Below are 12,459 nucleotides of genomic sequence, written 5' to 3'. Positions count from 1 at the left end.
TTCCTGGCGCACCTATCCATCGCTTTACGTAGTTTTACACCCCCTGACGGATGTTTGCAGCTGTCGCCGTACACTGGCTCTCGTTGAATCGCAAAACGGAACGAACTGGAGTACACGATGCGCACATTAACCGCCGTCGTCCTTGCCTCAGCGGTGGCGCTGAGTGGTGCCAGCGCAGGTGCCCGGGAGGCGACGACGATTGACGAAATGCATCATGGCGGATTGCCGACAGGCAGTATGACGCAAAATCCGCAAAGCCACATGTTCGATGGCATCGAGTTGACGGAAGAGCAGCGTCAGCAGATGCGTGACCTGATGCAACAGGCCCGGCATGAGCGCCCGGTCGTTCACATTGACGATATTGCAGCACTGCATGAATTAGTCACTGCAGACCAGTTTAACGAAGCGGCCATCCGCGAAAAGGCGGAAGTTATCGCCCGTGTTCAGGTTAAACAGCAGGTTGAGCTGGCCCGCGTACAGAATCAGATGTTTCAGCTGCTGACGCCGGCCCAGCAGGCCAGGGTTCAGCAGAATTATCAGCAGCGGCTTAACGAGCTGCGCCATATTTCGAAATTGCAGCCAGCGTCATCGCTGCAGGCAGTGAGTCGTACCAGCAGTAACCAGTAACATAGTATCCCTGTTTTCCTTGCCATAGACACATCCCTGTCTTCCCCCGCCATGATGGTGGGGGTTTTTTTTATCTTTTTTTCACTTTTTTTATTTTGACAGGAATCATCACTCTGTAACAAAAGCCGCTTTTTATTAGCGCCTGTTTAACGTTTGTTTGCCAGTCCTGCCGATTTATGACTTTACGGGCCACTCTTTCGCGTTAAGCGTACCGGTAGGTTTTTCAGACGGATGAAACCGGCTAACCTGCTGAAAGACAATAAGTTACTGACCCGCCTCTTGATTTTCATTCAACTAATCAATGGGTTGCTTATCCCGCGTTACGCTTGCCGGTTCAGGCGCACCCTCTACACTTAGTTCTGTCACTGCAGGGAAATGCAGTGTCTTTGCGAAGTCTCAGGGAGCAGCAACCACATTATGTAGTCCTGAATGAATCTATTAACGGAGTAAGTTATGGCAGAGCATCGTGGTGGTTCAGGTAATTTCGCAGATAATCCGCAAAAAGCGTCTGAAGCCGGTAAAAAAGGCGGCCAGAACAGCGGCGGCGGAAATTTTAAAAACGATCGTGAAAAAGCATCAGAAGCCGGGAAAAAAGGCGGCAAGAAGTAATCGCCTCTCTTCCTTAGGGCGGGCCTGCCTCTGAGCATGGCCTGATCCTGATGTGTATGACACTCTGCCCCGTCCTCTGTGAGGTCGGGGCTTGTTTTTTTCTCCCTTTCAAACCCTGTCACTGTCAAAAGAAACTGACCGGCTGAGCGACCTGCTGAGCACGCTCCGCTTCCCGGTGTTAAACTGCAGCCACTCTTTCATCTGAGTGCGCATCGTCATCGATGCGCTACAGGAAAACTGGCATGCAACCCTCTTATGGCCGACTGGTAAAGCGCGCTGCGCTTGCCGCTACCATTCTTGCTTCTGTGTTGTTACTCGTGAAAATCTTTGCCTGGTGGTACACCGGATCGGTGAGTCTGCTGGCCTCTCTGGTGGACTCGTTGGTCGATATCGCCGCCTCGCTCACTAATCTGCTGGTCGTACGCTATGCCCTGCAGCCGGCTGATGAAGATCATACCTTCGGCCATGGCAAAGCGGAGTCACTGGCCGCGCTGGCCCAGAGTATGTTTATTTCCGGTTCGGCCCTGTTCCTGTTTCTGACCGGCCTGCAGCATCTGGCCTCCCCCAATGTGCTGCGCGCACCGGACGTCGGGATTGCGGTGACCGTGGTGGCACTGAGTTCGACGCTGATCCTGGTCGCCTTTCAGCGCTGGGTGGTACGCAAAACCCGCAGTCAGGCAATCCGGGCCGATATGCTGCACTACCAGTCGGACGTCATCATGAACGGTGCCATTCTGATTGCGCTGGTGCTGAGCAGCTATGGCTTTGCGCGCGCAGACGCCCTGTTCGCGCTGGGGATTGGCCTGTTTATTCTCTACAGCGCGCTGCGTATGGGCTACGAGGCGGTGCAGTCGCTGCTGGACCGCGCGTTGCCGGAAGAGGAGCGGCAGCAGATCCTGACCCTCGCCACCACCTGGCCGCAGGTGCAGGGCGTTCACGATTTGCGCACCCGTCAGTCCGGGCCGACTAAATTTATTCAGCTTCATCTGGAGCTGGAGGATCAGCTGCCGCTGGTACAGGCGCATCGGGTTGCCGATCAGGTTGAGAAGGCGCTACGTAAAGAATTTCCCGGATCGGACGTAATTATCCATCAGGATCCCTGTTCTGTGGTACCGTTCGAGAAACAGGATTCTGCCGGTTTTTAACCCAACTGAATCAATTTGATACGCAAGGTATGACCTGGCGTTAACATTGCTGCAAAAATTAGTGAAAAGTTGTCTGACCTGAATCAATTCAGCAGCAAGCCTTTGATATACTATCTGCCATCACATGTCGCGCGAGTCATAAATGGCCGTCTGCCGCGATCGACAGGCAGGATTAACCCTTAGTTTGAACAATCCAGAGGTTGTCATGATCAAGAAAATTGGTGTATTAACCAGCGGCGGTGACGCCCCAGGCATGAACGCAGCTATTCGCGGAGTGGTACGTTCCGCGCTGAGTGAAGGACTGGAAGTTTTTGGGATCTATGACGGCTATCTGGGACTGTACGAAGATCGCATGATCAACCTCGATCGCTACAGCGTCTCTGACATGATCAATCGCGGCGGCACGTTCCTGGGCTCGGCGCGTTTTCCTGAGTTCCGTAACGAAGATATCCGTCAGGTCGCCATTGAGAACATGAAAAAGCGCGGCATCGATGCGCTGGTGGTGATTGGCGGTGATGGTTCCTATATGGGTGCCAAGCGACTGACTGAGATGGGCTTCCCCTGCATCGGTCTGCCCGGCACCATCGATAACGACGTTGCCGGAACAGATTACACCATCGGTTACTTCACTGCGCTGGAAACGGTGGTGGAAGCGATTGACCGCCTGCGTGATACCTCTTCTTCGCACCAGCGCATCTCTATCGTTGAAGTGATGGGCCGCTACTGTGGCGATCTGACGCTGGCGGCAGCGATTGCCGGTGGCTGTGAGTTCATCGTGCTGCCAGAGTTCCCCTACACCCGCGAAGAGCTGGTGGCGGAGATCAAAGCGGGCATCGCCAAAGGGAAGAAACATGCCATCGTGGCGATTACCGAGCACATCTGCGATATCGACGATCTGGCGCGTTACATCGAAACAGAAACCAAACGTGAAACCCGTTCGACCGTACTGGGTCACATTCAGCGTGGCGGTGCGCCCTGCGCCTATGACCGCATTCTGGCGTCGCGGATGGGTGCCTACTCCATTGAACTGCTGATGCAGGGTTATGGCGGCCGCTGCGTCGGTATTCAGAACGAGAAGATGGTCCATCACGACATCATTGACGCGATTGAAAACATGAAGCGTCCGTTCAAGCGTGACTGGCTCGACACCGCGAAAAAACTCTACTGATCATACGGCGGAGCGTGCTGCACAGCACGCTCCGGCAGTCTGGCTCTATATTCCTCGCAGTTATAACCGCTTATTTTTAATTCTTTAATCTCTCAATTGGTTTATGTCACGCTTAGCCCATAACGACATTGGGAGAGTGCGTAATGAACAAGTGGAGTATTGGCGTTACCCTGTTGCTGGCCTCGACCAGCGTTCTGGCGAAAGACATTCAGCTGTTAAACGTTTCCTACGACCCAACGCGTGAGCTGTACGAACAGTACAACAAAGCGTTCAGTGCGCACTATAAACAGGAAACCGGCGATAATGTTGTCGTACGTCAGTCACATGGCGGCTCCGGTAAGCAGGCGACCTCCGTCATCAACGGCATTCGTGCCGATGTGGTCACGCTGGCGTTGCAATCGGATGTCGATGCCATTGCCGAGCGGGGACGTATCGATAAAAACTGGCAACAGCGTCTGCCGGACAACTCTGCGCCTTATACCTCGACCATTGTCTTCCTGGTGCGTAAAGGGAACCCGAAAGGGATCCATGACTGGAGCGACCTGACGAAACCCGGCGTCTCCGTGATTACCCCCAACCCGAAAACCTCCGGCGGTGCACGCTGGAACTACCTGGCAGCCTGGGGCTGGGCGCTGGACCACAACAATGGCGATCAGGCAAAAGCCCTGGCGTACGTCAGAGCGCTGTTTAAAAACGTTGAGGTGCAGGATTCCGGGGCACGCGGCGCAACTAATACCTTCGTGGAGCGCGGGATTGGTGATGTGCTGATCGCCTGGGAAAATGAAGCCTACCTGGCGGTGAATAAGCTGGGCAAAGATAAGTTTGAGATTGTCACCCCGAGCGAATCCATTCTGGCGGAACCGACGGTGTCAGTGGTCGATAAAGTGGTGGACGAAAAAGAGACGCGCAAAGTCGCCGATGCCTACCTGAAGTATCTCTACTCGCCGGAAGGTCAGACGATTGCAGCACAGAACTACTATCGCCCGCGTGATGCTGAAATCGCGAAGAAATTCTCCAGCACCTTTGCGCCGGTGAAGCTGTTTACCGTTCAGGATAAGTTTGGCGGCTGGGCGCAGGCACAGAAAGCGCACTTTGCCGATGGCGGCAGCTACGACAAGGTCATGAAACCCTGATCTCTGGTGGTCAGCGCCGATTGGCGCTGACCGCTGATCTTTCCTCTTCGCCCCGATGATCCCTTCTGATTCGAATACCCCGTGACATTCTTTTCCTGCCAGGCGAGGATGCAGGCTGCTTAGCCATTCAGGAAGCGTCATCATGCCGATAAAACGTCGTGCAGCCCGTCTGGCTGCCGGTCTGCTGGTGCTGGTCATTGCGGGAATGCTGGCGGCTGCCATGCATTTCAAAAAGAACAGCGATGCGCTGTGGCAGATTGTCAGCGAACAATGTCTGCCCGGTCAGCAGCGTCATGGCGATCCCGCACCCTGTCAGCGCGTCGATCTCAGCCAGCACTATGCGATGCTGAAAGACCGCAACGGGCCGCTGCAGTATCTGCTGATCCCGACCAACAGGATCAGCGGCATCGAAAGCCCGACCTTACTCCATCCCGGCACGCCCAATTATTTTGCCCTTGCCTGGCATGAACGCTCCCTGCTGGCGCAGCGTCACGGTTCGCCTGTCGATGACCGGGTGCTCTCACTGGCGATTAATGCCCACTATGGGCGCACGCAGAATCAGCTGCACATTCATCTCTCCTGCCTGCGGGCCGATGTGCGTCAGCAGCTCGACCGGCTGACACCGCCGCGCAGCGATCAGTGGCAGCGCGTCACGCTGCGCAGTCACCGCTACTGGCTGCGTACCCTGACGCCGGAGGCGCTGGCGCAGCAGAGTGCGTTTATCCGGCTGGCAGACGAACAACCTGCCGCGCGGGCAGAGATGGGAAAATATGGGCTGGCTCTGGCGGAATTACGGGATGGGCGACTGGTGCTGATGACGATTGAGCAGAACTGGCTGCTGCTGAACAGGGGATCGGCGGAGGAGTTACAGGACCACAGCTGTCAGCTGATTGCGCCGACAAAAAAGGCGGCCTGAGCCGCCTCTGCTTCAGCGCCTCAGACTCAGGCGTTTTTGGCCGCCGCTGCCGCTTTTACGATGACAGCGAAAGCGTCCGCTTTCAGTGACGCACCGCCAACCAGCGCACCATCGATGTCAGGCTGGGTGAAGAGCTCAGCCGCATTTTTGTCGTTCACTGAGCCGCCATACTGAATGATGACCTGCTCTGCGATGGCCGCATCTTTCTTCGCGATATGATCACGAATGAATTTGTGGACAGCCTGTGCCTGCGCTGGGGTGGCAGATTTGCCGGTGCCGATAGCCCAGACCGGCTCATACGCGATGACCGCATCTTTAAAGGCTTCTGCGCCCTGGGATTCCAGCACAGCATCCAGCTGACGCGCGCAGACTTCTTCGGTTTTACCCGCTTCGTTTTCCGCTTCGGTTTCGCCGATGCACAGCACCGGTACCAGACCCGCAGCTTTCAGCACGGCGAATTTCTTCGCGATGAATTCGTCGCTCTCTTTGTGGTAGGTGCGGCGTTCTGAGTGACCGATAATGATATATTTCGCACCGATGTCTTTCAGCATCTCTGCGGAGACTTCACCGGTGAAGGCGCCAGACAGGTTAACGTCCACATTCTGCGCACCCAGGGCGATGTGGCTGCCGGAGATAGCGTGTTTTGCCTGCTCGAGATAGAGCGCTGGTGGTGCAATCGCGACGCCACAACCTTCAACGCCAGAGAGTTCCTTGCGCAGACCGGCGATCAGTTCAGCTGTCATCTGCTTGCTGCCATTCAACTTCCAGTTACCCATAACCAGTGGATGTCGCATTCTATCCTCCGCATAACGCGATACATGAAAAATCGCTGCCAGCTGGCAGCGTTGACTGCCAGACAGTATAGAGATCAAATGTTGCGATGGCTTTGCTTTTCGTCATTTTCAGCCACTTCCTCAGGGGCTGGCGAGCGCCAGTTTGACCGGCTCAACGGCAAAGGTCAGCCCTTTGTCGCCGTGGTCCGCCACCACAAAACGGAGTGCGCCTTCCACCCGGGCAAAGTAGGGAAGATCTTTCCCCTCCTTCAGCAGTGCCTCCAGCTTTTTCCGCCCCTCATCGGCACTTAATCCCGGTACAAAGAAGCGCAGCATGGCGGTCATGTAGGTCAGCGCCTTTTGCTGTGAGGCGTTCTGATCCGGGCCGGGCAGGGGCAGCCAGGTAATCTGCAGCGTCTTGATTTTGCCGGTACCCGGCTCCAGCGCCGTCGAGGCGTACAGGGTTTCATTGATTTTGCTGGCGGCACGCGTCAGGTTGCTTTTATCCCCACGATTATCGATGGCACGATACTCCGGCAGCATCAGCGTCCCGTTGGCCTGATTATACTTTTCGCGAAACTGGCCGATAGTCATATCAAAAGTGGGTGCGCCCGCCAGCAGATAGGGGGCAGCAGGCAGCGTATCGGCCCGCTCCTGTGGTGGCGGGTCGGCGGCAAATACCGGAACCGTCAGCGCAAAGGATAACAGCAGTGCGCCAGGCAAATTCTTCATTTTGTCGATCCTAACCCGTAAACTCAGGCGCAAATTAAAACGGTTTTTATCCGCGAGGTCAAAAGCGCGGCGGTTCTCTTTCTCTGGATAATAATGCATGACGTTACAACAATGGTGTTTTTCCTGGCGTGGCCGACTGGGGCGCCGGGATTTCTGGATCTGGCAGGCGGTCTGGTTGCTGGCCACCACGCTTCTGTTTGTCTTTGCCGCTAACGACTGGCTTGATACCCAGATGGCGGCCTTCGGCGTGGTCTGTCTGCTGTGGCCCGCCAGCGCAGTCATCGTCAAACGACTGCACGACCGTAACCGTCGCGGCTACTGGGGCTTTCTGGTGATCGTGGCCTGGTTGCTGGTCGCGGGGAACTGGAGCATGCTGCCTGGAATTCTGCCCTGGCTGCTGGGGCGCGCGATTCCGTTTGTCTTACTGGCGGGTCTGCTGCTCGATCTCGGCGTCTTTCGCGGCACCCCCGGCGCTAACCGGTTTGGTGCCGCGACCCAGCCGGTGCGATACCGGCCAGCGCCTCACCAGTAATGTTCGCTGGTGATATGACCCGGTTTACGCTTCAGATGCTTGCGCATTCCGCGCGTCTCTTTCAGTAACTGTTGGGTATCGCGCACCATCTGCGGATTACCGCACAGCATCACATGACTGCTGTCGGCATCCAGGGTGAGTCCGGTCGCCCGCTCCAGCTCACCGTTTTCGATCAGCGCCGGCACCCGGCCCGTCAGCGATCCGGCGATCGCTTCGCGGCTTACCACTGTCTGAATACGCAACCGGCCGGGATAACGCTGCTGCAGTTGCTGCATCAGCGGCAAAAAGCTCAGGTCGGCGGCGTAGCGCGCGGCATGGACCAGCACGATGTTTTCAAAGCGTTCCAGACCCTCGCCCTGCTGCAGCATCGACAGATAGGGACCAATCGCGGTGCCGGTGGCCAGCATCCACAAGGTTTTGCAATCCGGCACTTCATCCAGCACAAAAAATCCTGCCGCTTCTTTGGTAATCATCACCGGGTCGCCCGGCCGGAGCGCCTGAAGATGCGGACTCAGCTTGCCGTCCGGCACGGTAACCAGATAGAACTCCAGCAGATCATCGCTGGGGGCGTTGACGTAGGAGTAGGCGCGCTGAACCCGTTCACCGTCGATTTCCAGCGCGAGCTTGGCAAACTGCCCGGCGACAAAGGGATCGATGAGCGCGTTGACCCGGAGACTGAACAGCGCATCCGTCCAGTTTTTCACTTCCTTTACTTCCGCATTGACCCATTCAGCCATAATCACTCCCGGATTGTTGATTATTCAGGCAGGTCATTATTTTCGCGACTGCCCGCTGAGAATGCCAGTCTGCGGAGCGGCAAAGGCTCTAATCGTCAAACTGTTCTATTGTCTTTACAGGCTGGCCCATAAAATTGACAGCCGCAACCCCGGCCCTTTTTGCCCGCCTCTCGCTTTGTCACGCAATCCTGATATTTTGCCCGCCATAATCTGGTGACCAGCGGGTGAACCGCTGCTTAAACCTCCTTTCACAGAAAGATATTTTGCAGAATCATGATTAGTAAACTGGAAAATCGCCCGCTGCTGGTGATGCTCATTGTGCTGGTGGCCGTCGGGCAGATGGCTCAGACGATCTATGTCCCGGCGATGTCGGTAATGGCGGATGCCCTGAATGTGCGGGATGGTGCGCTGCAGCGTGTGATGGCTGCCTATCTGATGACCTATGGCGGATCCCAGCTGATCTACGGCCCGCTGTCGGACAGCGTCGGGCGGCGTCCGGTGATCCTGACGGGCATGCTGATCTTTATGATCGGCGCGGTCACTGCGCTGATGTCGACATCGCTCGACATGCTGGTGTTGGGCAGCGCGATTCAGGGGCTGGGAACCGGCGTGGCGGGCGTGATGGCGCGCACGATGCCGCGCGATCTCTATGAGGGGCACGCGCTGCGCCGCGCCAACAGCCTGCTTAACATGGGGATTCTGGTCAGCCCGCTGCTGGCGCCGGTTATTGGCGCGCTGCTGACCCAGCTCTTTGGCTGGCACGCCTGCTTTGCCTTCCTGCTGCTGCTCTGTCTGTCCGTCACCGGCGCGATGGCGCGCTGGCTGCCGGAAACCCGGCCTCAGAGCGGGGAAGTCACGCCTTTCTTCAGGCGCTACGTTCGCCTGCTGAGTGACGTCAATTTCGTCCGCTACATTGTGCTGCTGATTGGCGCACTGGCCGGGATCGCCGTCTTTGAGTCGAGCTGTGGGGTACTGCTCGGCGGCGTGCTTGGCCTGCCCAGCCTGACCGTCAGCATCCTGTTCATTCTGCCGATTCCGGCGGCGTTCTTTGGTGCCTGGTTCGCCGGGCGCGAGCAGGGCTCCTGGCACAGCCTGATGTGGTGGGGTGTGAACAGCTGCCTGCTGGCGGGCATCCTGATGTGGATCCCGGCATGGTTTGGCATCATGAATATCTGGACGCTGCTGGTGCCTGCGGCGCTGTTCTTCTTCGGGGCCGGGATGCTGTTCCCGCTGGCGACCTCCGGTGCGATGGAGCCTTATGCCTGGCTGGCGGGGAGTGCAGGCGCGCTGATTGGCGGGATGCAGAACCTGGGATCGGGCCTGGTGGCCTGGCTCTCTGCCCTGATGCCGCAGCGCGATCAGTTCAGCCTGGGGATGCTGATGTTCTTCACCGCGCTGGTGATGCTGCTCTGCTGGTTGCCGCTTTCTCGTCAGCCGGAGCGCGGCAACCAGCCGGTTACAGGATAAACGGATGGAGCGCCGGATCTTTACGGTCGAGGTAGTGAATCGACTGGATACGGCGGATGGTGCGTGATTTACCGCGGATCAGCAGGGTTTCGCTGGTGGCGATATTGCCCTGACGCGTGATGCCTTTCAGCAGCTCGCCACTGGTGATGCCGGTGGCAGCAAACACCACATTGTCGTTGCGCGCCATCTCACTCAGCGTCAGTTTTTTACCCGCTTCGATGCCCATCTCTGCACAGCGCTGTAGTTCCTGCTCACCGAGCCGGCGGTTTTCGGCGCTGTCGCCCTTCACATGATGCCGCGCCAGCAACCGGCCCTGCATATCGCCGTCCAGCGCGCGGATCACCGCCGCAGAGACCACCCCTTCCGGCGCGCCACCGATGCCATACATCACATCCACTTCGCTGTCCGGCATGCAGGTCAGAATCGAGGCCGCGACATCGCCATCCGGGAAAGTAAACACCCGCACCCCCAGCTGCTGGAGCTGGCCGATCAACGCGTCATGGCGGGGCTTTGCCAGAATGGAGACGGTAAGCTGCGACAGCGGCTTGTTCATCGCGATCGCAATATTGCGCAGGTTGGTTTCCAGAGGCTGATCGAGGTCAATCGCGCCGCGCGCCGCCGGGCCGACAATCAGTTTTTCCATGTACATATCGGGGGCGTGCAGGAAGCTTCCCTTGTCGCCCACGGCCATCACGGCCAGTGCATTCGCCTGACCCAGCGCCGTCATGCGGGTGCCCTCGATTGGATCGACCGCGATATCGACCGCGTCACCGCGACCCGTACCGACGCTTTCACCGATGTAAAGCATCGGCGCTTCGTCGATCTCGCCTTCACCGATCACAATCTGACCGTCTATTTCAATGGAGTTCAGGACATGACGCATGGCATGGACAGCCGCGCCATCGGCCGCATTTTTGTCGCCGCGTCCTAACCAGTGGTAGCCCGCCAGGGCGGCAGCTTCGGTTACGCGGGAAAATTCAATGGCAAGTTCTCGTTTCATGGCATCTACCTGACAAAAAACAGGCAGGCAGTGTAACACAGCGGGGCAGTGGGGCGGGGAAAGGCCCGCGACGATCGTCGCCGCGGGCCCCGATATTACTCCTGTTCTTCCCAGGCCTGAGCGCGGGCAACCGCTTTTTTCCAGCCGGCATAACGGAAGTTACGCTCGGTGGTTTCCAGGCTCGGGCGGAACTCACGTTCGATAACGGCTTTCGCACGCACTTCGTCCAGATCCTGCCAGAAGCCCACGGCCAGACCGGCCAGATAAGCAGAACCCAGCGCGGTCACTTCGCGGACTTCCGGGCGCTCAACGCGGGTGCCCAGAATGTCAGCCTGGAACTGCATCAGGAAATTGTTGGAGACCGCACCGCCATCCACACGCAGCGCCTGCAGGCGGGTGTTGGCATCGTTCTGCATCGCCTCCAGCACGTCGCGCGTCTGATAAGCGATAGACTCCAGCGTCGCGCGGATGATGTGGTTGGAGTTAGCACCACGGGTCAGACCGAAGATCGCGCCACGGGCATACGGGTCCCAGTAAGGCGCGCCCAGGCCGGTGAACGCCGGCACCATGTAGACGCCGTTGGTATCTTTGACTTTCATCGCGAAGTATTCAGAGTCAGCGGCTTCGCTGATCAGCTTCATCTCATCGCGCAGCCACTGAATAGAGGCACCGCCAATAAACACTGCACCTTCCAGCGCATAGTTCACTTCACCGCGCGGACCACAGGCAATGGTGGTCAGCAGGCCGTGCGTGGAGGTTACCGCTTCAGTCCCGGTGTTCATCAGCATAAAGCAGCCGGTGCCGTAGGTATTTTTCGCCATGCCAGGCTGAACACAGAGCTGGCCATACAGCGCGGCCTGCTGGTCACCGGCGATACCGGCGATTGGAATACGGGTGCCGCCCTTACCGCCGATGTTGGTCTGGCCGTAGACCTCTGAGGAGGACTTCACTTCCGGCAGCATTTCACGCGGGATATCCAGGATATCCAGCATGCGCTGATCCCACTCCAGCTTGTGAATGTTGAACATCATGGTACGGGAGGCGTTGGTGTAGTCAGTGATATGCACACGACCCTGCGTCATTTTCCAGACCAGCCAGGTATCCACGGTGCCGAACAGCAGCTCGCCACGTTTTGCACGCTCACGCGCACCCTCAACGTGATCCAGAATCCACTTCACTTTGGTGCCGGAGAAGTAGGGGTTAATCACCAGGCCGGTGGTGTGCTGGATGTACTCTTCCAGACCCTCTTTCTTCAGTTTGTTACAGTAGTCCGCAGTGCGCGGATCCTGCCAGACGATGGCGTTGTAGATCGGCTTGCCGCTCTCTTTTTCCCAGACAATCGCGGTTTCACGCTGGTTGGTGATACCGATTGCCGCAATCTCATCAGAGCGGATGTCGGCGTGCGCCAGCACTTCTACCAGTGTCGAGCTTTGCGACGCCCAGATATCCATTGGATCATGCTCAACCCAGCCCGCTTTCGGGTAGATCTGGGTAAATTCGCGCTGCGATACCGCGACGATATTTGAGTCGTGATCGAGGACCACGGCACGCGAACTGGTTGTGCCCTGATCGAGCGCGACAATATACTTTTTATCTGTTGTGGTAGTCATAAATTCAGTC

13 protein-coding genes are annotated in these 12,459 nt (G+C 57.4%); 8 read left to right on the top strand and 5 right to left on the bottom strand.

From position 1 onward, the window contains the following. The first annotated feature begins 117 nt into the window (after positions 1-117). The 6 genes from cpxP (at position 118) to AB1748_RS01505 (ending at position 5,598) form a co-directional block, all read left to right on the top strand. Positions 118-627, top strand: a complete 510-nt coding sequence (gene cpxP / locus AB1748_RS01530) for a cell-envelope stress modulator CpxP (RefSeq protein WP_367395928.1) — start codon at positions 118-120, stop codon at positions 625-627. 453 nt (positions 628-1,080) lie between these two features. After that, positions 1,081-1,236, top strand: coding sequence for a general stress protein (locus AB1748_RS01525; protein ID WP_003851267.1), 156 nt, complete (start codon positions 1,081-1,083; stop codon positions 1,234-1,236). 242 nt (positions 1,237-1,478) lie between these two features. Continuing rightward, positions 1,479-2,381, top strand: coding sequence for a CDF family cation-efflux transporter FieF (gene fieF / locus AB1748_RS01520; RefSeq protein WP_111140707.1), 903 nt, complete (start codon positions 1,479-1,481; stop codon positions 2,379-2,381). A gap of 205 nt (positions 2,382-2,586) precedes the next feature. Then, positions 2,587-3,549: a 6-phosphofructokinase gene (pfkA, locus tag AB1748_RS01515; RefSeq protein ID WP_111140706.1), complete on the top strand. Its 963-nt coding sequence runs from the start codon at positions 2,587-2,589 to the stop codon at positions 3,547-3,549. A gap of 143 nt (positions 3,550-3,692) precedes the next feature. Continuing rightward, positions 3,693-4,682, top strand: a complete 990-nt coding sequence (locus tag AB1748_RS01510; protein WP_111140705.1) for a sulfate ABC transporter substrate-binding protein — start codon at positions 3,693-3,695, stop codon at positions 4,680-4,682. Between the two features lie 142 nt (positions 4,683-4,824). Beyond that, complete coding sequence (locus AB1748_RS01505) at positions 4,825-5,598, top strand: CDP-diacylglycerol diphosphatase (protein ID WP_111140704.1); 774 nt, start codon at positions 4,825-4,827, stop codon at positions 5,596-5,598. 26 nt (positions 5,599-5,624) lie between these two features. On the opposite strand, the gene tpiA is transcribed toward AB1748_RS01505, so the two are convergent. Both tpiA and AB1748_RS01495 read right to left on the bottom strand, forming a co-directional pair. Continuing rightward, positions 5,625-6,392, bottom strand: a complete 768-nt coding sequence (gene tpiA / locus AB1748_RS01500) for a triose-phosphate isomerase (RefSeq protein ID WP_111140703.1) — start codon at positions 6,390-6,392, stop codon at positions 5,625-5,627. A gap of 120 nt (positions 6,393-6,512) precedes the next feature. Further along, positions 6,513-7,103, bottom strand: coding sequence for a DUF1454 family protein (locus AB1748_RS01495; RefSeq protein WP_111140728.1), 591 nt, complete (start codon positions 7,101-7,103; stop codon positions 6,513-6,515). Between the two features lie 97 nt (positions 7,104-7,200). Here AB1748_RS01495 and AB1748_RS01490 point away from each other — a divergent pair, with 97 nt between their 5' ends. Further along, positions 7,201-7,635, top strand: coding sequence for a DUF805 domain-containing protein (locus AB1748_RS01490; protein ID WP_293770509.1), 435 nt, complete (start codon positions 7,201-7,203; stop codon positions 7,633-7,635). Here the strand turns inward: AB1748_RS01490 and fpr are convergent. After that, complete coding sequence (gene fpr, locus AB1748_RS01485; protein ID WP_367395927.1) at positions 7,626-8,372, bottom strand: ferredoxin--NADP(+) reductase; 747 nt, start codon at positions 8,370-8,372, stop codon at positions 7,626-7,628. The two genes, AB1748_RS01490 and fpr, sit on opposite strands and share 10 nt — an antisense overlap. A gap of 273 nt (positions 8,373-8,645) precedes the next feature. Here fpr and emrD point away from each other — a divergent pair, with 273 nt between their 5' ends. Then, positions 8,646-9,839 (top strand): multidrug efflux MFS transporter EmrD, encoded by a 1,194-nt coding sequence (gene emrD, locus AB1748_RS01480; protein WP_111140700.1) that lies wholly within the window; start codon positions 8,646-8,648, stop codon positions 9,837-9,839. Here the strand turns inward: emrD and glpX are convergent. Beyond that, on the bottom strand, positions 9,829-10,839 hold the full coding sequence (gene glpX, locus AB1748_RS01475; RefSeq protein WP_367395926.1) for a class II fructose-bisphosphatase: 1,011 nt from the start codon (positions 10,837-10,839) through the stop codon (positions 9,829-9,831). The two genes, emrD and glpX, sit on opposite strands and share 11 nt — an antisense overlap. A 95-nt stretch (positions 10,840-10,934) precedes the next feature. Then, on the bottom strand, positions 10,935-12,449 hold the full coding sequence (gene glpK, locus AB1748_RS01470) for a glycerol kinase GlpK (RefSeq protein ID WP_367395925.1): 1,515 nt from the start codon (positions 12,447-12,449) through the stop codon (positions 10,935-10,937). Between the last annotated feature and the right edge of the window lie 10 nt (positions 12,450-12,459).

The organism is Pantoea sp. Ep11b, from assembly GCF_040783975.1.
Lineage (GTDB): Bacteria > Pseudomonadota > Gammaproteobacteria > Enterobacterales > Enterobacteriaceae > Pantoea.
Note: the sequence above shows the minus strand (reverse complement) of the source record. Positions and strands in the feature narration are given on the sequence as shown.